The organism is Faecalimicrobium dakarense, assembly GCF_000499525.1.
In the GTDB taxonomy this organism is placed as follows: Bacteria; Bacillota; Clostridia; order Peptostreptococcales; family Peptostreptococcaceae; genus Faecalimicrobium; species Faecalimicrobium dakarense.
The window spans coordinates 1-26,490 of sequence record NZ_HG529426.1; the positions used below are offsets into that span (position 1 = coordinate 1).

General features: G+C 28.2%; 25 protein-coding genes and 1 pseudogene. 25 read left to right on the plus strand and 1 reads right to left on the minus strand.

Translation table 11 applies throughout. The annotated features are described in order from the left end of the window. Positions 1-288: 288 nt before the first annotated feature. From BN899_RS16400 to BN899_RS16445, 10 genes and pseudogenes are all read left to right on the plus strand, one after another. The gene (locus BN899_RS16400; RefSeq protein ID WP_042277709.1) at positions 289-621 is read left to right on the plus strand and encodes a hypothetical protein; all 333 of its coding nucleotides are present in this window, start codon (positions 289-291) and stop codon (positions 619-621) included. Positions 622-985: 364 nt separating this feature from the next. Continuing rightward, entirely contained in the window at positions 986-1,459 is a 474-nt protein-coding gene (gene purE, locus BN899_RS16405; RefSeq protein ID WP_042277711.1) for a 5-(carboxyamino)imidazole ribonucleotide mutase, read from the plus strand. Between the two features lie 33 nt (positions 1,460-1,492). After that, positions 1,493-2,188, plus strand: coding sequence for a phosphoribosylaminoimidazolesuccinocarboxamide synthase (purC, locus tag BN899_RS16410; protein ID WP_147568595.1), 696 nt, complete (start codon positions 1,493-1,495; stop codon positions 2,186-2,188). An 11-nt stretch (positions 2,189-2,199) separates the two neighbouring features. Then, a complete protein-coding gene (gene purF / locus BN899_RS16415; protein ID WP_042277714.1) occupies positions 2,200-3,567 on the plus strand; it encodes an amidophosphoribosyltransferase in 1,368 nt (455 codons plus the stop codon). After that, the gene (purM, locus tag BN899_RS16420; protein WP_042277716.1) at positions 3,561-4,637 is read left to right on the plus strand and encodes a phosphoribosylformylglycinamidine cyclo-ligase; all 1,077 of its coding nucleotides are present in this window, start codon (positions 3,561-3,563) and stop codon (positions 4,635-4,637) included. Before purF ends, purM begins: the two co-directional genes overlap by 7 nt. Then, entirely contained in the window at positions 4,631-5,224 is a 594-nt protein-coding gene (gene purN, locus BN899_RS16425) for a phosphoribosylglycinamide formyltransferase (RefSeq protein WP_042277718.1), read from the plus strand. The genes purM and purN overlap by 7 nt, the downstream gene beginning before the upstream one ends. Beyond that, entirely contained in the window at positions 5,217-6,749 is a 1,533-nt protein-coding gene (gene purH, locus BN899_RS16430; protein WP_042277721.1) for a bifunctional phosphoribosylaminoimidazolecarboxamide formyltransferase/IMP cyclohydrolase, read from the plus strand. The genes purN and purH overlap by 8 nt, the downstream gene beginning before the upstream one ends. A gap of 10 nt (positions 6,750-6,759) precedes the next feature. Further along, positions 6,760-8,017, plus strand: a pseudogene (purD, locus tag BN899_RS16435) (phosphoribosylamine--glycine ligase). Positions 8,018-8,052: 35 nt separating this feature from the next. After that, a complete protein-coding gene (locus BN899_RS16440; RefSeq protein WP_042277723.1) occupies positions 8,053-11,856 on the plus strand; it encodes a phosphoribosylformylglycinamidine synthase in 3,804 nt (1,267 codons plus the stop codon). Between the two features lie 230 nt (positions 11,857-12,086). Next, positions 12,087-13,373, plus strand: a complete 1,287-nt coding sequence (locus BN899_RS16445) for a conjugated bile salt MFS transporter (protein WP_042277725.1) — start codon at positions 12,087-12,089, stop codon at positions 13,371-13,373. 92 nt (positions 13,374-13,465) lie between these two features. Here BN899_RS16445 and BN899_RS16450 read toward each other — a convergent pair whose 3' ends face one another. After that, positions 13,466-13,738, minus strand: coding sequence for a hypothetical protein (locus tag BN899_RS16450; RefSeq protein ID WP_042277726.1), 273 nt, complete (start codon positions 13,736-13,738; stop codon positions 13,466-13,468). A gap of 377 nt (positions 13,739-14,115) precedes the next feature. Here BN899_RS16450 and BN899_RS16455 point away from each other — a divergent pair, with 377 nt between their 5' ends. From BN899_RS16455 to BN899_RS16525, 15 genes are all read left to right on the plus strand, one after another. Next, complete coding sequence (locus BN899_RS16455; RefSeq protein ID WP_042277728.1) at positions 14,116-15,885, plus strand: sensor domain-containing diguanylate cyclase/phosphohydrolase; 1,770 nt, start codon at positions 14,116-14,118, stop codon at positions 15,883-15,885. Positions 15,886-16,027: 142 nt separating this feature from the next. Beyond that, positions 16,028-16,570, plus strand: a complete 543-nt coding sequence (locus BN899_RS16460; protein WP_042277729.1) for an RNA polymerase sigma factor — start codon at positions 16,028-16,030, stop codon at positions 16,568-16,570. Next, on the plus strand, positions 16,563-17,264 hold the full coding sequence (locus BN899_RS16465) for a DUF4367 domain-containing protein (protein WP_042277730.1): 702 nt from the start codon (positions 16,563-16,565) through the stop codon (positions 17,262-17,264). Before BN899_RS16460 ends, BN899_RS16465 begins: the two co-directional genes overlap by 8 nt. An 85-nt stretch (positions 17,265-17,349) precedes the next feature. Continuing rightward, positions 17,350-17,781: a hypothetical protein gene (locus tag BN899_RS16470; RefSeq protein WP_042277732.1), complete on the plus strand. Its 432-nt coding sequence runs from the start codon at positions 17,350-17,352 to the stop codon at positions 17,779-17,781. Positions 17,782-17,963: 182 nt separating this feature from the next. Then, on the plus strand, positions 17,964-18,227 hold the full coding sequence (locus BN899_RS16475; protein ID WP_042277734.1) for a hypothetical protein: 264 nt from the start codon (positions 17,964-17,966) through the stop codon (positions 18,225-18,227). Between the two features lie 143 nt (positions 18,228-18,370). After that, the gene (gene bioB, locus BN899_RS16480; RefSeq protein ID WP_042277736.1) at positions 18,371-19,321 is read left to right on the plus strand and encodes a biotin synthase BioB; all 951 of its coding nucleotides are present in this window, start codon (positions 18,371-18,373) and stop codon (positions 19,319-19,321) included. Between the two features lie 69 nt (positions 19,322-19,390). Next, complete coding sequence (bioD, locus tag BN899_RS16485) at positions 19,391-20,092, plus strand: dethiobiotin synthase (RefSeq protein WP_042277738.1); 702 nt, start codon at positions 19,391-19,393, stop codon at positions 20,090-20,092. A 12-nt stretch (positions 20,093-20,104) separates the two neighbouring features. Beyond that, positions 20,105-21,463 (plus strand): adenosylmethionine--8-amino-7-oxononanoate transaminase, encoded by a 1,359-nt coding sequence (gene bioA / locus BN899_RS16490; protein WP_330362589.1) that lies wholly within the window; start codon positions 20,105-20,107, stop codon positions 21,461-21,463. A gap of 24 nt (positions 21,464-21,487) precedes the next feature. Beyond that, positions 21,488-21,991 (plus strand): hypothetical protein, encoded by a 504-nt coding sequence (locus BN899_RS16495; protein ID WP_042277740.1) that lies wholly within the window; start codon positions 21,488-21,490, stop codon positions 21,989-21,991. Then, complete coding sequence (locus BN899_RS16500; protein ID WP_081712302.1) at positions 21,966-22,781, plus strand: 6-carboxyhexanoate--CoA ligase; 816 nt, start codon at positions 21,966-21,968, stop codon at positions 22,779-22,781. The genes BN899_RS16495 and BN899_RS16500 overlap by 26 nt, the downstream gene beginning before the upstream one ends. A gap of 94 nt (positions 22,782-22,875) precedes the next feature. Continuing rightward, positions 22,876-24,018, plus strand: a complete 1,143-nt coding sequence (gene bioF / locus BN899_RS16505; protein ID WP_042277743.1) for an 8-amino-7-oxononanoate synthase — start codon at positions 22,876-22,878, stop codon at positions 24,016-24,018. A 105-nt stretch (positions 24,019-24,123) separates the two neighbouring features. Continuing rightward, complete coding sequence (locus tag BN899_RS16510; RefSeq protein ID WP_052356893.1) at positions 24,124-24,414, plus strand: metallophosphoesterase family protein; 291 nt, start codon at positions 24,124-24,126, stop codon at positions 24,412-24,414. 280 nt (positions 24,415-24,694) lie between these two features. Further along, the gene (locus tag BN899_RS16515; RefSeq protein ID WP_042277745.1) at positions 24,695-25,531 is read left to right on the plus strand and encodes a DUF5685 family protein; all 837 of its coding nucleotides are present in this window, start codon (positions 24,695-24,697) and stop codon (positions 25,529-25,531) included. Then, entirely contained in the window at positions 25,524-25,967 is a 444-nt protein-coding gene (locus BN899_RS16520) for a hypothetical protein (protein ID WP_042277747.1), read from the plus strand. The genes BN899_RS16515 and BN899_RS16520 overlap by 8 nt, the downstream gene beginning before the upstream one ends. Positions 25,968-25,974: 7 nt before the next feature. After that, positions 25,975-26,466, plus strand: coding sequence for a hypothetical protein (locus BN899_RS16525; RefSeq protein ID WP_042277749.1), 492 nt, complete (start codon positions 25,975-25,977; stop codon positions 26,464-26,466). Positions 26,467-26,490: the final 24 nt, after the last annotated feature.

Genomic DNA, 26,490 nt, shown 5'->3' on the forward strand with positions numbered 1-26,490 from the left:
CTTATAAAATACTAAAAAACAAAAATCCCGAAATTGTAATCTATATAGATTACAGTTTCGGGATTTTTTTATTAAATAATAAAACCAAAGGAATAAATAATGTTTGAGTGCATAAAAAGACCATATTAGTCCATATATATTGACTTTGGATTGGTATTAATATACTTATATAGTTGATATAACCATAAGTATATTAAATTCAATTTGCAATTTAATTATTAAAATTTGTGGTTATAGAGTGAAATTTAGGATTTGGATTAGCAATGTAAATAGAAGGAGGATTTTATTATGGGGATTTTTATAAACATACTATTAATAATGTTAGGGGTTGGCTTTATGATAAGTGGATATAAACTTAAGAAGTATAGAGATTTAAGTATAATTGCCAACAAGTGGATATCGATAGAAAAAATAAAAGATAAAGATGGATATATAAAGTTTCATTCTAAATGGTGTTACTTAGGGGGAGTATTTTCAATATTAATAGGAATAACATCTACGGTAAATAAGTATATTACGCAAATTGATACTATAGTTGGTGTATTAGACTTAGTATATATGATAGGCATATTTATTTTTATGTACCAAAGTCTTGGTAGTATATCAAAATTTCAGAAATAAACTAGGAGTCACCAGTTCTGGTGGCTTTTTTATATATAAGGAAATTATATTTTATCTGATTTGTGGATAAATATAATTTTCAACTACTAAATTTGAGCAACGGACCTGATTTGTAGGTCGTTGGCGAAATGAGCGAAGTGAATTTTTTATATAAAGAAATTACATTTATTATATAGTTAAAAATACGAATAATTAAAACATATACATAAATAATATTTTAAATATGTCGAATGAATTTACTTAAAATTAAAATAAACACTTGAAAATAAATGAATATTATTATAATATTTAAGTATAAAGTTCATATAATTACACGAACATTAATAATTAATGTTCGTAAAATGAATGTAAAGGGGGAATAATAATGAAAGTAGCAGTAGTTATGGGTTCCAAATCGGATTATCCTAAATTAGAGGAAGGAATAAATTTATTAGAAAAATATGGTGTAGAAGTTAAAGTGAGAGCATTATCAGCACATAGAACACCAAAACAACTTACTGAGTTCTTAGAAGAAATAGAAAATTATACAGATGTAATAATAGCAGCTGCAGGTAAAGCAGCACATCTACCGGGAGTAATAGCATCACACACATTAATTCCCGTTATAGGCTTACCAATAAAATCATCTACAATGGATGGTTTAGATTCACTTTTATCAATAGTACAAATGCCAAAAGGTATACCAGTAGCAACAGTAACAATTGACCTAGGTCTTAATGCAGCATTAATGGCACTTCAAATAATGAGTATAAAATATCCAGTTTTAAAAGAAAATTTAAAGTCATATAGAAAAGAAATGGAAGACAAAGTATTAGAAGATGATAAAAATTTAAAATAATTCGCCCACACGTGGCTCAAGGGGGTAATAATGATGTTATTATATGAGGGAAAAGCAAAACAAATATACAGTACAGAAAATGAAAATGAATTTATAGTTTATTACAAAGATGATGCAACAGCATTTAATGGAGAAAAAAAGGCAGAGATATCCTCTAAAGGGATTTTAAATAATAAGATATCTACAATAATATTTGAAATGTTACACAAGGAACAAATAGAAACACACTTCATAAAAAGCTTATCAGAAAGAGAAATGTTAGTAAAGAAAGTCGAAATTTTACCATTAGAAGTAATCGTGAGAAATATAACAGCAGGATCATTTTGTAAGAGAGTAGGAATAGAAGAGGGAATAGTATTAGATGAACCTATATTTGAAATATGCTATAAAAATGATGATTATGGTGACCCTATGCTAAATAATGACCATGCAGTAGCAATGAAATTAGCTACTAGAGAAGAATTACAATTCTTAAGAAATCAAACTCTAAAAATAAATGAATTAATGAAAAAATTTTTCTTAAAGATGAACTTAAAATTAGTAGATTTTAAATTAGAATTTGGAAAAGACAGTGAAGGAAATATAATACTGGCTGATGAAATATCACCAGATACTTGTAGACTTTGGGATGTAGATACAAATGAAAAATTAGATAAAGATAGATTTAGAAGAGATCTTGGGGATCTTGTACAAGGATATGAAGAAGTTCTTGCAAGAATGAGTAATTAGGGGGATCTTTTATGTGCGGAGTTGTAGGTATTTATTCTGATAAAAATATATCTAAAGAATTATATTATTCATTATATTCAATGCAGCATAGAGGACAAGAAAGCTGCGGAATAGCTGTAGTAGATAGAGATAATATTGACTATAAGAAAGGGATGGGATTAGTTGGAGATGTATTCAACGAAGAAGAGCTAAAGAAATTAAAAGGTAACATGGGTATAGGTCATGTTAGATATTCTACAGCTGGTGGAAGTCATATGGCAAACTGCCAACCTTTAGTTGGAAGTTGTAGAAAGAGAAAGCTAGCTTTAGCCCATAATGGAAACTTAGTTAATGCGAATTATTTAAGAGATATGTTAGAAGAAGATGGATATATGTTCCAAGCTAACTCTGACACTGAGGTAATTTTATATATATTAGCTAGATATTACAAAGGTGATATAGTAGAAAGCTTAAAAATTACTATGGATTATATAAAAGGTGCATATTCTCTTGTAATAATGGGAGAAAATGAACTAGTTGCAGTTAGAGATCCTCATGGATTTAGACCTTTAATACTAGGTAAAAAGGGGAATGAATATATATTTGCATCGGAAGATTGTGCAATAGACATACTTGGCGGAGAAGTAATAAGAGACGTTGAACCAGGGGAAATAATAGTTGTTAAAGATGGTAAACTAAAATCTTTCTATTACTCTGAGAACTATAAACCATTAAAAAAGAGTTGTATATTTGAACATATTTACTTCGCTAGAAATGATGCAACTATAGATAAAGTTAATGTATATGATTTTAGAGTTAAATGTGGAGAAATATTAGCAAAGGATGAAAATATAAATGCAGACTTAGTTGTTCCAGTTCCTGATTCAGGGTGGGCAGGTGCAGTAGGTTATTCTAATGCAAGTGGACTTCCAGTTAGCGAAGGTCTAGTTAAAAATAGATATGTTGGAAGAACATTTATAAAGCCTACACAAGAAGAGAGAGAAATAGCTGTAAAAATAAAATTAAATCCTTTAGGTAGTGTTGTTAAAGACAAATCAATAATTTTAATTGATGACTCTATAGTTAGAGGAACTACTTCAAAGCAAATAGTTAAGTCTCTAAGGGATGCAGGGGCAAGTGAGATTCATTTAAGAATTACATCACCTCCAGTAGAGTACTCTTGTTATTATGGAATAGATACACCAAATAGATCTAAGCTAATAGCATCAAATAACAGTGTAGAAGAAATAAGAGAATACATTGGATGTGATAGCTTAAAGTTTTTAGATATAGAAGGAATGATAGATGCTACAGAAAATAAAGCGACTTTCTGTAAAGCTTGTTTCGATGGAGATTATCCAGTTAAGAAAATTGATAAGGAGGAACTACTTTCATGTTAACTTACAAACAATCAGGAGTAGATATAGATGAGGGAAATAGAGCGGTAGATCTTATAAAAGGGAAGATAAAATCTACTTATGATAATAATGTTATAGGAGATTTAGGAAACTTTAGTGGATTATATAGCCTAAAAGATTTTGTAGGGATGAAAGAACCAGTTTTACTTGCATCTACAGATGGGGTTGGAACAAAGTTAAAGTTAGCTCAAATGATGGATAAACATGACACAGTTGGAATAGACTTAGTTGCAATGTGTGTAAATGACTTAATATGCCAAGGTGCAAAGCCATTATTCTTCTTAGATTATATAGCTACTGGAAAATTAGTAGCAGAGCAAGTTGAACAAATAGTTGGTTCAATAGCTGATGGATGTAAAATGTCAGGGTGTGCTTTAATAGGTGGGGAAACTGCTGAAATGCCTGGAATGTATAGTAATGATGAATATGATTTAGCAGGTTTTTCTGTAGGTATAGCTGATAAAGAAAAAGTAGTATCAGGTCAAAATATTGAAAATGGAGATGTATTAATTGGAATATCATCAAGTGGAGTTCATAGTAATGGATTTTCATTCATTAGAAAAATATTCTTAGATACATATAATTATAAATTAGATCAATATATAGAAGAGTTAGGAATGACTTTAGGAGAATCACTTTTAACTCCTACTAAGATATACGTTAAGTTAGTATTAGAATTACTTAAAAAATATGATATAAAAGCAATAGCTCATATAACTGGTGGTGGAGTTATAGAAAACATACCAAGAGTAATGCCAAAAGGATTAGGAATAGACATAAATAAAAATTCTTGGGAAAAGCCAGCAATATTTAAAATGATAGAAGATTTTAATGCAATAGATGAAAAAGAACTTCACAAGAGTTTCAATATGGGAATTGGATTAGTTTTAGTAGTGGATAAAGAAAAAGCTGATGAAGTTTTAGACTTTATAAACAACAGAGATACTAAATGTGAAGTTGAATTAGATGAAAAGTATAGTGAATTACTAAAAGATAAAGCTTATGTAATCGGTGAAGTAGTAGATACTCATGATGGAGTAAACTTATGTTAAAAATTGGAGTCTTAGTATCTGGTGGAGGAACAAATCTACAAGCTATTATAGATGAAGAAAAGCTAGGTAACATAAATGGGAATATTAAAGTAGTTATTTCTAATAAAGAAGAAGCCTATGGACTTGAAAGAGCTAGACATAATAATATAGAAGCTATTTATGAAACAAATGAAGATAAAGTTATAGAGATTTTAAAATCTCATGATATAGATTTAATAGTACTTGCAGGATATTTAAAAATAATTAGTCCGAAATTTGTTGACGAATTTAGAAATAAAATAATAAATATCCATCCATCATTAATCCCTTCTTTTTGTGGAGAAGGGTATTATGGTCAAAGGGTTCATCAAGGGGTACTTGACTATGGGGCTAAGGTAACTGGTGCTACTGTTCATTTTGTAGATAAGGGAGCAGATACTGGAGCGATAATAATGCAAGAGTCAATAAAAGTTAATGACGATGATGATTGTGTATCTTTATCTAAAAGAGTATTAGAAGTAGAACATAAAATTTTAAAGAAAAGTATAAAGTTGTTCTGTGAAAATAAATTAAGTATACAGGGTAGGAGAGTGTTTATAAATGACTAAAAGAGCATTAATAAGTGTGACAGATAAAAGTGGAGTAGTTGAATTTGCTAGAGAACTAAATAACCTAGGATACGAAGTTATATCTACAGGAAATACATTTAAAACATTAAAAGAAAATGGGATAAATGCAATAACAATAGATGAAGTTACTAAATTCCCAGAAATGCTAGACGGAAGAGTTAAGACATTAAACCCATATATACATGGAGGTATACTTTACAAAAGAGATAATAAAAGCCATGTTGATACAGTATATGAACATAAAATAGAATCTATAGATTTGGTAGTAGTTAATTTATATGACTTTGAAGGTACTTTAAAAGCAGGGAAAAGTCATGAAGAAATGATAGAAAATATAGATATTGGTGGACCATCTATGATACGTTCTGCTGCTAAGAATTATAAAGATGTTACTGTAATAGTAGATGTAGCAGACTACGACATGATAATAGAAAAGTTAAAAAGTAATGATTTAACTTTAGAAGATAGAAAGAAATTATCTTATAAGGCTTTCTCAACAACAGCAAGATATGATGCTCTTATATCAACTTATTTTGCAGGGGAAGTAGGAGATAGCTATCCAGAAATACTTAATTTAACTTTCCAAAAAGAACAAACTTTAAGATATGGTGAAAATCCACACCAAAAAGGTGTACTATATAGCCAACCTAATGCTAAAAATCCAATATTAAATTATGAGCAATTAAATGGAAAAGAACTTTCCTTCAATAACCTAAATGACTTACACGGATGTTTAGAAGTAATGAGAGAATTTAAGAATAACACAGAAGTAGTATCAGTAGCTATAAAACACACTAATCCATGTGGAGTAGGGTTAGGAAGAGATGCATATGATGCATATACAAAGTGCTATGAATCAGATACGGTTTCAATATTTGGTGGAATAGTAGGTATAACATCAACGGTAGGTGTAGAAACTGCAAAGAAATTAAATGAAATATTCTTAGAAATAGTAGTAGCTTATGATTATACTAAAGAAGCTTTAGAAATATTAAAGCAAAAGAAAAATTTAAGAGTATTAAAATTAGCTAAGATAGAAGATAGTTTACAACCATATGATATGAAATACTTAGATGGAAAATTATTAGTTCAAGATAAAAATAATTCATTAGTAGAAAAATATGAAACAGTAACTAAAGTAGAACCAACTAAAGAACAATTAGAAGATATGGAATTTGGAATGAAAGTAGTTAAAAATATGAAATCAAATGCTATAGCTATAGTAAAAAATGGTCAGACTTTAGCGTTAGGATGCGGTCAAACATCTAGAATATGGGCTTTAAAAAATGCTCTTGAAAATAACAAGGAAAAAGACTTTAAAGGTGCAACTTTAGCATCTGATGCATTTTTCCCATTTGATGATTGTGTAACTTTAGCCAATGAATATGGCATAGTATCTGTTGTTCAACCAGGTGGATCTATGAATGATAAGGATTCGATAAAAGCTTGTGACAAATATGAAATGACTATGGTGTTTACAGGAACAAGACACTTTAAGCACTAGGGGGGAAAATATGAAAGTATTAATAATCGGTGGTGGTGGTAGAGAACATGCCATCGCTTGGAAGTTAAGTAATGAAGATAATGTGAAAAAAAATATACTGTGCACCAGGTAATGCGGGAATATCTGAAGTTGCAGAGTGTTTAAATATAAATGATAGCGATATAGAAAAACTATTAAAATTTGCTAAAGAAAATAAAATAGATTTAACTATAGTTGGACCAGAAGTACCTTTAGTTAAAGGAATTGTAGATAAATTTGAGAAAGAGGGTCTTAAAATATTTGGACCTAATAAAGAATGTGCACAGCTTGAGGGAAGTAAGGCATTTTCGAAAGAGTTTATGATAAGACATAATATACCAACAGCAAAATATAAAGAGTATACAAATATAGATGAAGCGATAAATGAAATAGATAGTTTTGGATACCCTGTTGTTATAAAGGCTGATGGTTTAGCAGCGGGAAAAGGTGTTGTAATACCACAAAATAGAGAAGAAGCAATTTCTACATTAAAAGAGATAATGAGTGATAAGAAGTTTGGAGATGCTGGAGATAAAATAGTTGTAGAAGAATTTCTAGAAGGAATAGAAACTTCAATACTTGCGTTTGTAGATAATGATACTATAGTTCCTATGGTAAGTGCAAAAGACCATAAGAAAGTATACAACAATGAACAAGGTCCAAATACTGGTGGAATGGGAACATTCTCTCCTAGTGAAATTTATAATGAAGAATTATCTAAAGAAGTGGATGAAATTTTATATAAAACATTAGAAGGATTCAAAAAAGATGATCTAAATTATAAAGGAATACTATTTGTTGGATTTATGATAACAAAAGATGGAGCTAAAGTCCTTGAATATAATGTAAGATTTGGAGATCCTGAGACACAGTCTGTTTTATTTAGACTAGAAACGGATTTGCATAAAATAATGGAAGCTATAATAGATAACAAATTAAAAGATATATCTATAAATTATATAGATGAAGAAGCAGTTTGTGTAATGCTTACATCTGGAGGATACCCTGATAATTATGAAAAAGGAAAAGTAATTAAAGGTCTTGAGAATTTAGATAAAGACATAGTAGTTTTCCATAGTGGAACAAAGATAGTAGATAATAGCGTAGTAACTAATGGTGGTAGGGTAATCGGTATAACAGCTAAAGCTAAAAGTGTTGAAGATGCAGCTAAAAAAGTATATGAGAACATTAAAAAGATAAATTTTGAAGGTATGCATTTTAGAACAGATATAGGAATGATTAATCAATAGTAGTAAAATTAATTTTTCTAAAAGGGAGAACTGATATGTTAAAAGCTATAAGTTTAGAGTCAGATGTTAAAAGAGTATTAGTAGAAAAAAGAAAGGGATTTGACCTTGAAGCTAGAGCTTTAAAAAAAGATTTAATTCAAAGTTTGCATATAGATAGTATAGATAATATAAGAATTTTAAATAGATATGATATAGAAGGTATAGATGATAGTGTATATGAAAATGCATGTAATACAATATTTTCAGAGCCGAACCTAGATGTAGTTTATCATGAAACAATAGATATAGATAAAAGCGAAAGAGTATTTTCAATAGAATATTTACCTGGCCAGTATGACCAAAGAGGGGATTGGGCAGCTCAATGTATTCAAATAGTAAATCAAGGTATAAGACCTATAATAAACACAGCTAAGGTGTATATATTAAGTGGTAATATAACTGATGAACAATTTGAGGATATAAAAAAATACTGTATAAACCCAGTAGACAGCAGAGAAGCATCTTTAGAAAAACCGAAAACTTTAAAAATGGAAACAGAAATACCTACAGAAGTTGAAGTTTTAGATGAATTTATAGATTTAACTAAGGATGGCCTTGAAAGCTTTTTAAGTAATCAAGGACTTGCTATGACATTAGGAGATTTAAATCATGTACAAGGATATTTTAAAAATATAGAAAAAAGAAATCCAACTATAACAGAAATAAAAGTATTAGACACATATTGGTCAGATCATTGTAGACACACAACTTTTATGACTCAAATAGAGGATGTTAAAATAGAATCTGGAAAATATACAGATATAATTAGGGACACATATGAAATGTACCTTAATTCTAGAAAAAATGTATATGGAGATAGACAAAAAGATATATGCTTAATGGATATAGCAACTATAGCAATGAAAGAGTTAAGAAAAGAAGGAAAGCTAGAGGATTTAGATGTAAGTGAAGAAATAAATGCTTGTAGTATAAATGTTGATGTTGAAATAGATGGAAAGATAGAAAAATACTTAGTAATGTTTAAAAATGAGACACATAACCACCCAACAGAAATAGAGCCATTTGGAGGGGCTGCAACTTGTTTAGGTGGAGCTATAAGAGACCCGTTATCAGGGAGAAGTTATGTATACCAAGCTATGAGGGTAACTGGAAGTGCAGACCCAAGAACTACATTAGAAAATACACTACCAGGTAAGCTTATGCAAAGAAAAATAACTACTGAAGCGGCTAATGGATATAGTTCATATGGTAACCAAATAGGTTTAGCTACAGGCCAAGTCTCAGAAGTTTATGATGAAGATTTTGTTGCAAAGAGAATGGAAATAGGAGCAGTAATTGCAGCAGCACCTAAAGAAAATGTAATAAGAGAAATTCCTCAAAATGGAGATATAGTAGTTTTGCTTGGTGGTAAAACAGGAAGAGACGGTTGTGGAGGTGCTACAGGTTCTTCGAAAGAACACAGTGAAGAATCTATACTTACTTGTAGTGCTGAAGTACAAAAAGGGGATGCTCCTAATGAAAGAAAGATACAAAGATTCTTTAGAAATAAAGAAGTAGCACAAATGATAAAAAGATGTAATGACTTTGGAGCAGGTGGAGTATGTGTTGCTATAGGTGAAGTTGCAGACAGCCTAGATATTAACCTAAACTTAGTCCCTAAAAAGTATGAGGGCCTTGATGGAACGGAAATAGCAATATCTGAATCTCAAGAGCGTATGGCTGTAGTTATTACTAAAGAAAATAAGGAAAGATTTATAAATTTAGCTAAGGAAGAAAACCTAGAAGCTACTCATGTAGCTACAGTAACGGATAGTGGATATATGAGAATGTTTTGGAATGATGAAGCTATTGTAAATATAAAAAGAGAATTCCTAGAAACTAATGGAGTTAAACAAACTACAAAAATTCATGTAGATAAAATTGATGAAAATAATACGTACTTTAAGTCTAATGAAAAAAATAATGAATTTAAAGAAGTAGCAATAGATTTAGAAGTGAGTATTAAAGATAAATTTATAAATGTATTATCAGATTTAAATATTTGTTCTCAAAAAGGGCTGGTAGAAAAGTTTGATAGTAGTATAGGAGCAGGTACAGTTCTTATGCCATTTGGAGGAAAGTATCAAGCAACTCCATCTCAAGGAATGGTTGCTAAAATACCAGTTCTTAATGGTGAAACAAATACTTCTACTATAATGACATATGGATATAATCCGAAGATAGGTAAATGGAGTCCATTCCACGGTGCTTTATATGCAGTGGTTGAATCTGTGTGTAAAGTTGTGGCTATTGGGGGTAATTATAAAAATATAAGACTTACATTACAGGAATATTTTGAAAAGCTTGGGGATAATCCAAGTAAATGGGGTAAACCATTTGCAGCTCTTTTAGGTGCTTATTATGCTCAAAATAAGCTTGAAATACCTGCAATAGGCGGAAAAGATAGTATGTCTGGTACATTTAAAGATATAGATGTACCACCAACGTTAGTATCATTTGCTGTGGATACTGTGGATGCAAAACATGTAGTTTCACCAGAGTTCAAGAAATCTGACTCAAAAGTTGTTATGTTATGCACAGATAGATTAGAAAATGATGTTATTAACTTTGATAAATTAAAGAAAAATTTATCAAAAGTGAATGAACTTATACACAAAAAACAGGTATTATCAACATATGCACTAGGATACGGTGGAATATGTGAAGCAATAAGTAAGATGGCATTTGGTAATAAAATAGGATTTATATTTGAGAATATAGATAATCTATTTAATCCAGGCTATGGAAATATAGTTTTAGAATTAGCAGATAATGATTTAAGTATATTAGATGGATATGATTATATTATTCTTGGAACAACAAGTGATAATGAATCAATAGTTGTAAATGATGAGAATATAAGCTTAAATGAACTATATAAAGCACATTGTAGTACTCTTGAATCAATATTTACAACTAAAGCAGAGCCGATAAAGGAAAAAATTGAAACTATAAATTATGTATCAAAAAGTAAATCTAGAAAATCATCTATAAGTATAGTTAAACCGAGGGTATTTATACCGACATTCCCTGGAACAAACTGTGAATATGATTTATCTAAGGCTTTTGAAAAAGCAGGAGCCGAAAGTAATATAAGAGTATTTAAAAATCTAAGTGAAAATGATATAAATGAATCTATCGATTCAATAGTTAAAGAAATTAAAAATTCACAAATAATAATGTTACCTGGAGGATTTAGCGCAGGGGATGAACCAGATGGTTCAGGTAAATTTATAGCAACTGTATTTAGAAACCCTAAGGTAGCTGAAGCTGTAAGTGAATTTTTAAATACTAAAGATGGACTTATGTTAGGTATATGTAATGGATTCCAAGCACTTATAAAACTTGGATTGCTACCATATGGTGAAATAAGAGAAATCGATGAAAATTCACCAACTCTTACTTATAACAATATAGGTAGACATCAATCTAAAATTGTTAGAACTAAAATATCATCTAATAAATCTCCGTGGCTAGCTAATACTGAAGTAGGAGATATTCACAATATAGCTATATCTCATGGAGAAGGTAAATTTGTAGCCAATGAAGAAGTTATGAGAAAATTAATTGATAATGGCCAAATAGCAACTCAATATGTTGACTTCAACGATAAAGCAACATATGATATAAAATTTAATCCAAATGGTTCATTCTATGGAGTAGAAGGTATCACAAGCTTAGATGGTAGAATATTTGGTAAGATGGGCCACTCTGAGAGAATCGGAGAAAATGTAATGAAGAATATTATTGGTGAAAAGGACCAAAAGATATTTGAGGCAGGAGTTAAATACTTTAAATAATAAATAAAAAGGCTGAGCTATATTTATAGTGAAGCCTTTTTTTATTATCAGATATTTTTTAGAATGTATAAAAAATTTAAAAGCTCTATGTATAGAATAAATTTTATAATTTAATCAAAGTATAAATATTATAAAATATTTTATAATATTTATACTTTGATATTTCCTAATACAGCCAGTCAAAAAGTTAATTAGAGAATTAAATTTTCAATTAAAAAGGAGTTATCAGAATGAGTGAAATAAGAAAACAAAATAGAGAAAATAAATTTATATTTGGGTGGCTAGTAGTTATTGGATGTATGATTATACAGGCAATACCTTTTGGCGTAGCATCTAATATACATCCTCAATTTATAAGTTATGTAGTAGAAGGTGAAGGGTTCAGCCTTGCACAATTTTCTTTAATGTTTACAATAGGCACTATCGCATCTTCTGTAGCATCACCTTTAATAGGGAGAGGGTTTGCTAAATATCCAGCTAAATTCCTATTTTTAATAGGGTCTATATTTTCTGGTGGAGGAATATTATTATTGTCACTATCTCATGAACTATGGATGTTTTACTTAGGATATTCAATAGCTCAAATTGGTACAGTCGCTATATCATCTATAGGAATACCTCTTTTAATAACGGCATGGTTTGATGATGATACAAAAGGTCAAGCTATGGGACTAGCATTTGCAGGTGGATCTATAGGAAATATATTTCTACAACAAGCTGTAGTTCGTATATTATTTAATTATGGATATGGTAAGGCTTATCTATGGTTTTCAATACTATCTTTAATAGTAGGAATAGTAACATCTTTATTATTAATAAGAATGCCTAAAGATGAAAGTGAGACCATAAAAAATAAAGCAAGTAAGTCTAAAATGAAAGAAAAAGTGCCTATTTCTGTGGACTGGGGATATACATTTGGTGAAGTTAAAGGTATGGCATCATATTGGATTTATGCAGTAGGATTTATATTTATAGGTATATATGTATCAGCATTAGCTGTTCAGTACCCAGCATACTTAAGATTTATAGGCTTTGAGCCATTTTCTTTAGCTATGGTAGGATCACTATTTGCACTTGCTTCTTTATTAGGAAATATTATAGGTGGTATACTATTTGATAAAATTGGAATGATTAAAACTATGATTATAGGATTTATATTGGCATCTTTAGCATGTATATGTCTAATATTTTCACCTCAAGCGCCAATACTAGCGTATGTTTTTGCTATAAGTAAAGGACTTTCAGTATTTGCTTATATGATAGCACCATCTTATTTAGCAGGTTCTCTATTTGGAAAAAAAGACTTTGGGACAATATTAGCTGTAAGTAATATATTTTTTGCCCTAGGTTTTGCTTGTGGCTCAACTTTATTTGGTATAATTGTTGATAGTATGGGATATCTAATTGCATGGCCATCTATGCTAATATCCATAATAATAGGATATATAATGGTGTTATCGGTAATAGGAAAAATGTCTGAAACAAATAGAGAAAGAATATCAAGATTGCAAAATTAGATAAAAAATACATTCTATTCTTAACAGGATGCATTTTAACTTTTATAAATTAAAGGAGCTGTCTCATATTTTGAGATAGCTCCTTTAATTACTTAAACTAATTTAAAATCTATATGCAAACATTCATCTTTAATTCCATCTATTTGTACATCTGTAATTGTGCAGTTATATACATCACCACTTAAATTTAATTCAATAGAACCTTTATGATTATTAGACTCAACTAATCTTTTAAAATCTGTTTTATATACTTCTATAGGAATACTTTTATCTAATTTAGAACTATAAATTACAGCTGGAATGTAACCCCTAGCTCTTACAAATCTAGTTTTTTCATTTAAATCTCTACTTGATACGTTTAACATTTTTATCCCCCTTGGTAAATTATTATTATAAAATTTGTTTCCTTTAATAAATGATATTAAACAAATATTAAATTTATTCGTCGAATTAAAAATATTATATAAATTTTAAAAATTAGAATATATGCATCAAAAATAAGAAAAATAAAATTAAATAATTTAGCATATATTAGGGGGAAAATATGTGTATGATAAAGAAGATTTAAGTTATATGAAAGAAGTTTTTATAAGAAATATAAAATAGATTATATAAAAACTAGTATATTAATATAAAAGTAGAATTGTAATATAGTCAAAATAAGTAAGACTTAGCTATAGAAATAATAAATTTCATATTTTATAATAATAGTATTACTCAAAGGATATGGGGATGTATATAAATGATAAATGAAATTGCTAGATTTGCTTTAGATAATATGCCATTTACAATATGGATTAAGGATTTAGATAAAAATTTTATTTTCATCAATAAAGCTTTCAAAAATTTATATAATCTAGAAGTAGATGATTATAAAAGTATAAAGAAGGAAGTATGTGACAAATGTAATGTAAAATCAATATGCGATCAAAAGATAAACGATGTTTTAGAGAGCGGAGAAACATCGAAATTCGATGTAAAAGTTGGGGATATAGAAAATCAGTGTTACATAAGTCCTTACTTTGATGAAAATAATAAATTAATGGGTATATTTGGTGTATTAGTAGATATTACAAAAGTTAAATCTAAACAAAAACAGCTAGAAGAAAGGGAAAATATACTACGTACTATAATAGATACATTGCCAAATTATATTTTCTATAAAGATAAAGATTCCAGATATGTAGGATATAATAAAAAATGGTCAGATCATTATAAAAAATTAGGTATAGACAGTATGATAGGTAAAAATGATTTTGAAGTAGATTCTATTTCAGATAGTTTAGCGTTTAAATATAGGAAACAAGATTTAGAAGTTATGGAATCTAAAAAAATGATAAGGGAAGTACGTGGAATCACCACACAAGAAGGTGAAAATCGTATTGAGGAAACTATAAAAGTACCTGTGGTTAACGAGGATGGAGAAGTTTGGGGAATAGTAGCTTTATCTACAGATGTTACAGAGACGATAGAATTAAAAGAAAAGTTAATGAAGTTAAGTTATACAGATAGCTTGACAGGGGTTTATAATAGAGCTTGTTTTGAAGAAAAAAAAGAGGCATTAAATAGTTCAAAACATCTTCCTATTGGAGTTATAATGGGGGATGTAAATGGGTTAAAATTCGTTAATGATACCTTTGGTCATTTAGAAGGGGATAAATTATTAAAAAATATGACTAATATTTTAAGAAAAGTAACTTGTAAAAATGATTTTATATTCAGGTGGGGTGGAGATGAATTTATTATACTTATGCCAAATTGTGATGAAGATAAATGTGAACAAGTTATCAAAAATATAATAGATGGATGCAAAAAAGTTGATTTTGAATTGATTGAAATGAGTATATCTTTAGGTTCATCAATTAAACATTCTTTAGAAGCAAGTATATATGATAACTTGAAAGAAGCTGAAGAAAAGCTATATAGACAAAAATTTCTTCAAGAAAGAAGCATAAGAAGTTCTATAATTTTTTCTTTAAATCAATCCTTAAACGAAAAGAATGTAGAGACAGAACAGCATACAAAGAGGTTAGTTGATTATGCATGCCAGATAGGTAAGAGACTAGGATTTAATACATCTCAGTTAGATGAGTTAGCATTAGTTACAAGTCTTCATGATATTGGGAAGATAGGAATTAGTGAAGAGATATTATTAAAACCTGAAAAATTAACTAAAGAAGAGTATGATATTATAAAAACTCATACTGAAAAAGGGTATAGAATACTACAAGCATCGGGAGAATTATCTCATGTATCTAAAGGGGTATTAGCTCATCATGAAAGATATGATGGATTGGGATATCCTTTAGGACTAAGTAAGGAAGAAATACCTATTACATCTAGAATAGTAAATATAGTAGATTCTTATGATGCAATGATTAGCGACAGAGGTTATAATACTGTAAAAACTAAATCAGAGGCGATAGAAGAAATAAAAAGGTGTAGTGGTACACAGTTTGATCCTAATATAGCTAAAATATTTATAGAGATATTAGAGAATGAAGAAGGATAAAAAAACTTAGATTTATTTTAACATTGAACCTCTTAAAGTATATACAGGTAAAGGTCTTGAACGATATTACTTTAAGGGGGATTTTTATGCAAAAAATAAAGTGGGAAGCATTATATATAATCAGTTTAAGGGAGAATAACATATGTTAATATATTTAAGTTTAATAGATTGTGAAGAGGATATTTCAAAATTTGAATTATTATATAATACATACAGACAGACAATGTTTTATGTTGCTAATGATATTTTAAAAGATAATCATCTAGCAGAAGATGCTGTACATACGGCATTTTTAAGGATTATTGATAATTTTAATAAAATTAATGATGTAAAAAGTCACAAAACTAAGGGTTTAATCGTTATTATAGTAAAGAATATTTCTATTGATATATATAGAAAAAATAAAAGAGAGAGAGAAAAATTAGATATACTTGAAAATGAAATATCAATTAATAGTAATGAACATACCGAATTAAGCGAACTTAGTGAATTAGAAATAGCAATTTCTAAATTACCTGAAAAGTATCGTCAAGTCATATTATTAAAGTTTAGTCACCATTTTTCCGATAATGAAATAGGAAATATTCTTAAAATAAAACCTGATAATGTAAGAAAAAGAATATCTAGGGGAAAGGAAAAATTAAAAAGTATTTTAAAAGAAATGCAGGTGTATAATATTGAGTAAATTTGAAATTACAGATGAAATACTTTATAGAAGTTGTGAAAATGTTGAAAATCACTTGTTGGATCAATTACCTAATGAAGATGAGTTAAACTATAATTTTTCTAATAAATTTGAGCGTAAAATGGAAAAGTTGATTAAACATGAAAATCAAAATCCAATGGTTAATAAAATATATAAATATTCAAAAAACGTAGTAGCAATACTAGTTGTTACTATTATAGGATTATTTACATTAACAATGAGTGTAGAAGCATTAAGAGATCAATTATTTGATGTTATAAAAGAAGTATATGATAAATTTACATCATATGTATTTTCAACTACTGTGGATATTGATGAAAGTAGTTTTGAAATAAAATTACCGGGCTATTTGCCTGATGGATTTGACGAGATTGAAAGACTAGAAGGGTCTAATGAAGTAATAGTAATTTATAAAAATAATGATGGAAGAGAAATTACTTATCACTATTATAAAATAATTGATGGACAGACTTCTACTGATACAGAAGGGGCAGAGATAGACAAAGTTTTAGTGAATAACTTAGATGCTAATTATATTGAAAAAGGAAACACAAAAAAATTGACTTGGCATGATGATAGATATTTTTATGGATTAAGTATGTCTTCAATACAAGACTCAAATAAAAATGTTAACAAAAAAGAACTTATAAGCATAGCCGAAAGTATTAAATAAAAAATAATAAAAAATTATAAAAAAATGTCACAAAATCATATTTTATATCGTTATATAAGTATAATGATATTAGGAGGGGATTTTTATGCATTTAAAAAAATTAGTTTGTTTTGGTTTAATGCTTTCTTTATTAACATTAAACGTGGGAGTGACAAAAGCTTATGCTTCTGAAATTAAAGAAGGGAGTATAGAATCTCATGATGCTAGATTCAAATATATAGATACGGCTACTTCTAGATTATCTATATCAAATGGGGTTGCAAATGTAGCTTCAAGTGTACTAGGGCAAAGTATGGTAACTAAGACAGAGGTAACAGCTAGATTACAAAAATATGCAGATGGAAGATGGCAAACTATTCAGGCTTGGACGGTTTCTTCAGGTAGTAAAAACTGCCTATTATCCAAAACATATTCTGTGAGTAAGGGATATTCATATAGAGTAGATACAACAGTTACAGCATATATGAATAGCTCATCAGAGAGACATGATTTAGTAAGTAGTGTAGTTAAATATTAGATTGTAATAAAAATATTGCATCATTTTCTATCATAATGACGAAATTGAATTCACTTTAATAAGGATTTTTATATTAAGATTAATTTAATATAAAATAACTTAAAGGACCTTAGGAATATAAAATTTACAAATTATATATACTTTTAATAGGATTAATATAATCAACATTTGGAGGATATGTAATGAGAATGCATGTGAGAAAAAAAGGATATAGAAAGGGAACTGATAGCAGTATTCCTAATGTATTTGCTTTTACATTTATTAGAAATTTTCTGACAGACAAACAGTACGAAGATATGAGACGAGAATACTTCATTAATAACCTAAATAGTAAACAGGTAAGCCAAGCTATGCAAGATATAAAGTGGTTATTTAAAGAGTATAAAGGGCTAGATGTTGTAACAATAGAGAATACAGACGGAGATATAAATAAAATTATATTATAGCTGAAAAGCACTTTTACAATATAAAATGTAAAAGTGCTTTTTTTATGTATTTTGGTAAACTTAAATTAATATTTAGGTTGACTAAAGTTTATTTTAAAAGTAAACTGAAGTTATAAAAGCATATGAAAATAGGAGAGTAGGAAATGATAAAAAAAATAGTTGAAGATATAAAAAATGGATACATAATAAACAAAGATGAGGCTATGGAATTATTGAAATACGACCTAGGCATACTAGCAAAATATGCAAATGAGATAAGAACACATTTTTTAGGAAATAAGTTTGATTTATGCTGTATAGTTAATGGAAAGAGTGGAAAGTGTAGCGAAGATTGTAAATTCTGTGCTCAGTCAGCTTATCATGAAACTAACATAGATGTTTATCCTTTATTAACTAAAGAAGAATTTATAAAAGATGCAAAGTATAATCATGATAAAGAAGTTAAAAGGTACTCAATAGTAACATCAGGAAAAAGACTAAGCAAAAATGAAGTAGATGTAGTTTGTAAATCTTATGAAGCAATAAAAAATGAAGTGGGTATAAGAACATGCGCATCACATGGTTTATTAGATGAAGAAGACATGATAAAACTTAAAAATGTTGGGGTAGAAAGATATCATAATAATTTAGAAACTTCAAGAAGCCACTTCAAAAAAATATGCAGTACTCATACATATGATGAAAAAATAGAAACTATAAAATCAGCTCAAAAGGCAGGTATTGAAGTCTGTAGTGGTGGAATCATAGGTCTTGGAGAATCTGAGGAAGATAGAATAGATATGGCCTTTGATTTAAGGGAATTAAACATAAAATCAATACCACTAAATATGCTAAATTTTGTAGAAGGTACTAAAATAGGAGATGCTAAAAAAGTAAGTGAAGAAGAGTTTTTAAAAACTGTAGCTATATTTAGGTTTATAAATCCTGATAGCCAAATAAGATTAGCAGGAGGAAGAAATCTTTTAACAGAGAACGGGAAAAAAGCTTTTGAAGGTGGAGCAAATGCAACTATAACGGGTGATATGCTTACAACTTGTGGAAGTGGAATAACTGAAGATGTAAAAATGATAAGAAATCTTGGATTTGAAATATAAAAGTAATATTTTTTTAAATATACGGTAAACTTTATATAAAAATGAAGTTTACTAAAAAAGAGGTGCTTTATGGGTAAAGGAATTTTTGTAATAGGAACAGATACTGATATTGGTAAAACTTTTGTTACAGGAGCATTGGTTTATAAATTAAGAGAAAGTGGATACAATGCAATAGCTTTTAAGCCAATTCAAAGTGGAGGAATTTTAGGAGATAATGATAAATTGATTCCACAAGATATAAAGTATGTAAAAGAAGTATGTGACATTAAAAATAATTATTATGAAATGAATACTTACTGTTTAAAAGAAGAAGTGTCGCCTCATTTAGCAGCAAAAATTGAGAATATAGATATTTCAAATGAAAAGATAATAAATCAATATAATGAACTTATAAGTAAGTATGACTATGTAGTAGTTGAGGGAGCTGGAGGGATAGTAGTTCCTTTGATAGAAGATAAGTACTTTGTATATGACTTAATAAAAGATTTAAATCTTGACGTTGTAATAGTAGCTAGTGCTGGTGTTGGAACTATAAATCATACAGTACTTACAAATGAGTTTTTAAAACAAAATAATATAAACTCCAAAGGAATTATTATAAACGGATATAACGATAAGTTTTATGAAAAAGATAATATACAGATAATAGAAAAACTAACAAATCTAAACGTAATACAAACTATTAGAAATATTAAAAAGCCAAATATTAATAACATAAAAGACGAATATAGTAGTTTATGTCTAGAAAAAATATTGAGCCTATTTAATTAGAGGAGTGATGATATGAGTATGAAGGAACTTCAAGAAAAAGATTTAAAATACGTTTGGCATCCATGTTCTCAGATGAAAGATTATGAAAAGTTTCCGCCTATAGTAATTGAAAAAGGTAAAGGTGTTTATATAGAGGATGTAGATGGAAATACATATTTAGATGCAGTATCATCATGGTGGGTAAATTTATTTGGTCATTCAAATCAAAGAATAAATGATGCACTTTATAAACAAGTAAATACTTTAGAACATGTTATATTTGCTAACTTTACTCATAAGCCAGCTATTGAGCTTTGCGAGAAAATAATTTCTATATCTCCAGATAGACTTAAAAAGGTATTTTTCGGAGATAATGGATCTTCAGCAATAGAAATAGCATTAAAATTAAGCTTTCAATATCACCAACAAATAGGTAAAACTAATAAAACTAGGTTTGTAAATATATCAGATGCATATCATGGTGAAACAATAGGGGCATTATCTATGGGAGATGTTGATTTATATAGCAAAGTGTATAAGCCAATATTACTAGATTCTATAAAAGTTGAAGGTCCAGATTGCTTTAGGTGCAAATTTAATAAAGAAAGAAACACTTGTAATGCAGAGTGTTTTATAAATATGGAAGAAAAAATTAAAATAATTCACGATGAAGTTAGTGCGATAGTAATAGAGCCACTAGTACAATGTGCAGCTGGAATGAAAATATATTCTCCAAAATATTTAGTAAAATTAATAGAATTATGTGATAAATATGATATAAACTTGATTGCTGATGAAATAGCAGTTGGATTTGGAAGGACCGGTAAAATGTTCGCATGTAATCATGCTCAAATCTCTCCAGATATAATGTGTCTATCAAAAGGATTAACAGCTGGATATATGCCACTTTCTTTAGTACTAATGAGTGATAAGATTTATGATGCATTTTATGATGATTATAATACTATGAAGGCATTTTTACACAGCCATAGTTACTCAGGCAATCCTTTAGGATGCAGTATTGCAGTTGAAACTTTAAAAATATTTGAAGATGAAGATATAATAAACAAAAATAAAATAAAAAGTGAATACCTAAAAAATAAAGTAGAAAGTGTTCTTAAGGATATACCTTATCTAGGAGAGTATAGACAACTAGGAATGATTGGAGCTATTGAATTAGTTAAGAATAAAGAAACTAAAGAACCTTTTGAAAGTGAAAAAAGAGTTGGATATAACATATACCAAAAGGCATTAAAAAAAGGAGTACTTCTAAGAGCGCTAGGAAATATAATTTACTTTATGCCACCTTACGTTATAAGTGAAGAAGAAATTGATTTTATGGTAGAGGTGGCTAGAGATAGCATAATAGAATATTTCAATGAAAATAAATAATTACTAATTAGAAGAGGTAAAAGTATGAACAATAAAACTAAGGAAATAACATTAGTAGCTTTATTATCAATCATAATTGCCATATCAGGAACATTTAAACTACCAGGATTAATACCAGGTACAGAATTTCAAATGTCAGCACCAATAGCAATAGGTATATGTGCTACATTTGGATTTAAAAAGTATATAACTTCTGGGATAATAGCAAGTTTTATAAATTTAATTATGGGAACTCACACTATATTAAATGTAGTTGTAGCTATGGTATTTAGAGTTGTAGCTGGAGGAATAATAAGTTATTTAGGAACAGGAATTTTAATAGTTTCATTGGTAGGGCCTATAGGAACATTTGTAGGTAGATTAGTTATGTCATTTATAGTAGGTACGCCATTAAAAGCATTAGTTATAGCTGCAACTCCAGGAATGATTTATACACTATTATCATCTTATTCTATTTATAAAGTAATAAAAAGTATAGTTGAAAAAACACCGTACAATAACTATGTTAAGTATATTGAGGTTGGATAGAAATATGGGATTATATAGTATTAAAATGAGATCATCAAAGGATGATAAACATATATCAGGAGCTGAAAAGATAATAAAAGAAGAAAATATAGAAGGAGCAGTTAGTTTACTTTTAAAAAGAGCATTATTACATTCAAAGGGTAAATCTGACTTTATAAATATAAAAGTAGAAGAAGTAAAAGAAAATGAATTAGAAATTATAGATCCTTTAGATGTAACTACAGTAGATGTAGATAATTATATAGAAGGATTAGATGCAGCTAAATTTATGTTAATGAGATTAGGAATAGATAAAGAAAAATCTCAAAATATAGTAAATTTATTAAGAGATACATGTAATATGCGCGGTGCAATATTATTAGATATTAATACTATGGAGAGGTTAGAACCAGATAAGCAAAGAGGTATAAGATCAACATATATGGATTTTGAAGATTCTAATATAAATCATTTGACCAAAGAAACTAAACATAATGTTCACTTTATAGAAGCATTAGCTCTCACTAGTAAAGTTGTAAACTGTCCGCATATAATAGGAGAAGTATGTTATTCAGATGATCCAAATTATACAGCTGGGTATGTAGCATCTAAAGAATATGGATATATAAGATTTCCTCATTTAAAAGAACTAGGAAATGAATATGGAGGAAGAGTATTTATATATGACTCAGCAATTTCTAATTTACAAGATTGTATAGATTATATTGAAAAATCAAAGGTAGTTATAAAAAACAATATTAAAATTAATAAAAATATATCATACAAACAATTTATTTCAGATGAAATATAAAAAGGACTAAGCTCAGTCCTTTTTATATACTAAGTAATAATTTAAAGTGATTTGAAAACTTTAAACGTTAGATTTTAATTAGAAAGGACAAATTATGAATGATATAAAAGATAAATTAAAACTTATAAAAGAAAATAATTTAGATAGAGAAATGAAGTACTTAAGCAAGCCTCAAGACAAATTTACAACTATTGATGGTAAAGATGCACTTTTAATGTCATCTAATAATTATTTAGGCCTTTGTAATAACGAAGAAGTAAAGGTGGCTTCAATAGAAGCTATAAATAAATATGGATTAGGATCAGGTGGATCAAGACTAACGACAGGGAGTTATGATTTACATAAAAAATTAGAAGAAGAAATATCTAAATTTAAAAATGTTGAAGCCTCACTTATTTTTAATACTGGATATATGGCAAATGTAGGTGTAATTTCAGCTATATGTGATGAAAATTATTATATATTTAGTGATGAACTAAATCATGCTAGTATCATTGATGGATGTAGGCTTTCTAAAGCTAAAGCTATTGTATATAAGCATAATGATGTGAGTGATTTAGAAGCTAAAATAAGGTCTAATAATCCAAAATTTGGGATGATAGTAACTGACAGCGTATTTAGTATGGATGGAGATATTGCTAAACTACCAGAGATTATTGAAATAGGAAAAAAATATAATTTACTTACTCTTGTAGATGATGCTCATGCTACAGGGGTTATAGGTAAAACAGGAAGAGGCAGTAGTGAATATTTCAATTGTAAACCAGATATTATAATAGGAACTTTAAGTAAAGCAATAGGTAGTGAAGGTGGATTTGTATGTGCAGACAAGTATATAATTGATTATCTAAAAAATAAAGCTAGAAGTTTTATTTTTTCAACATCACTTTCACCAGCAGTTATAAATGGAGCTATTAAAAGTTTAAATATAATAGATACGAATCCAAAATTGGTAGAAAATCTTCATAAAAACATTGATTATATGTGTGAAGGATTAAAAAATATAGGATTTAATATAAATAGTGAAAGCCCAATAATACCAATATTAATAGGAAAAGAAGAACTAGCACTTGAATTTAGTAAAATCTTATTAGGAGAAGGGGTATATATACCTGCTATAAGATATCCAACAGTAAAAAGAGGAGAAGCTATACTTAGAGTTACTATTATGGCAACTCATGATTTTAAAGATTTAGATTTTGCATTAGATAAAATAAAAATATTAAATATAAATTAGGAATATAAAAAAGGCTCCTATGAACAGTATGTAAGTTCATAGGAGTTTTATTATTAAGTGAATTATGGATATAATATAGATATAATGAAAAGTAGGAGATAAATAATGATTATAGGATTAATATCAGATACACATGGATTATTAAGAGAAGAAGTTAGAGATAATTTAAAAGACTGTGATTTAATACTTCATGTAGGTGATATAGGGAAGCTAGATATAATAGATAATTTAAATAAGATAGCTAAAACAGAGGCCATATTAGGAAATGTAGATAAAAATATAGATGACAAAAACATATTAAATGAAAATATTATAGAGGTAATGGGTAAGCGTGTATATTTGATTCACGACATAAGTAAAATGAGTATAGACTTAAAAAAGAAAACATTGATATAGTTGTATATGGACATTCACATAAAAGTAATATATATGAAAAAGATAGTATATTATATATAAATCCTGGCTCAGTAGGACCGAAAAGGTTTAAACTACCAACAACTATGGCAAAGCTTTTTATAAAAGATAAAATAATATCTGACGAATATAATGAAGATTTAACAAATAATATATTTAACTTTAAAAATTGTATGGTAAAATTTATAACTATATAGAATTAACATAAAGCAAAAAATAAAATATTAATTTTAGAATATAAAAATAATAGAAAGGAATAAATATGTTTGGATATGTAAAAGTAAATAAGATGGATTTAACTTTTAGAGAGTACGAACATTATAGGGGATACTACTGTGGTTTATGTAAGTATCTAAAAGATAACCATGGTGAAATATCAAGACTTTCATTAAATTATGATATAACGTTTTTAATACTAGTATTAACATCAGTATATAGACCGAAATCTAATGTAATAGAGGAAGGTTGTATCGTAAATCCCTTTAAAAAGAAAAAGAAAATAATAAATGATATTACAGAATATGCAGCGAGTATGAATGTACTTCTTACATATTATAAATTAGAAGATAATTTAAGAGATGATAAAGGCATAAAGGATAAATTAGCATATAATATATATAAGGGGAAATTAAATCTTGCTTATGAAAAATATCCTCAAAAAGCTGAATTTATAAAGAATCAATTAGAAATACTATATAATCTAGAAAAAGAAAAAAATCTAAATATAGATTTAGTGTCTAATACCTTCGGAAATCTTATGGGAGAAATATTTACATATAAAGAAGATGAGTTTGAAAAAGAGTTAAGACGAATTGGATTTAATGTAGGAAAATATATTTATATATTAGATGCTTATGAAGATTTAGATAAAGACTATGAAAAAGGAAGATATAACCCATTTATAGAATACATAGACAAAAGAGAAGAACTAAGAGAAAAGGCAGATAAACTTATAAGTATGTCTTTAGGAATGCTAGCTAGAAGTGTAGATAATTTAAATTTAAGAGTTAATACAAGTATAATAGAAAATATAGTTTATTCAGGAGTATATCTTAGATACCAAAATATATTAAAAAGAGGGTGTGAAACTAATGTATAGCAATACTTATAATAATGATAATTTTATGGCTATTAGAAAACTTATAGACAATAATGAATTTGAAAAGGCTTACAATTTTTTAAAAAATATAGGTGAAAAATGTGCTAACTGGTATTACTTAAATGGAATATCTGCTATGAATTTAGGCTACTATGAAGAGGGTGAAAATAGCATAAATAAAGCAAGTACTATGGATCCAGAAAATTTAGAGTACAAAAAAGCGTTAGATAATTATGTTTTCTATAGAGATGACTATAGAGATAGATCACATAGATATAACAGAAGAAGACATAGTGATTTAGATGGATGTTGTTGTTGTTGCTGTTGTGATGATTTATGCTGTTGTGGTGGAGATTGTTGCGAAGATTGTGGTAAGTTATGGTGCTTAGACACTTGTTGCGAATGCTTTGGTGGCGATCTAGTAAGCTGTTTTTAGGTGAAATATGAGTAAAAAAGTAGCTTTTGGAGGAATATTATTAGCTTTAAATATAATTTTATTACTTCTAATAAATATAATACCTATGAATACATTGTTTATTATGGGGCTAGCATCTTTACCAATTTCAATAATAATAATGGAATTTGGACCTAAAAGTGGTGTTATTTTTTATATAGGTTCTATAATTTTAGGATTTATAGTTATGGCTAATAAATTTCAATGGATTTTATATACGACTACATTTGGAATATACGGGCTTATAAAATATATGGTAGAAAGAGATTTGCCAATATATATTGAATATATATTAAAATTATTATTTGCAAATATTATAATGCTAGTGTTGTATCTAACACTTAAACAATTTATATATATACCTGTAAATTTGATAACGATAGTTATATTTGAGATAGTTTTTGTGATTTATGATAATGTATATAGCTCATTTATAGATTATTACAATGATAAATTAAGAAAGTTAATTAAAAATTTCTAAAAAAAAATCGCTTGTCCAAATAAG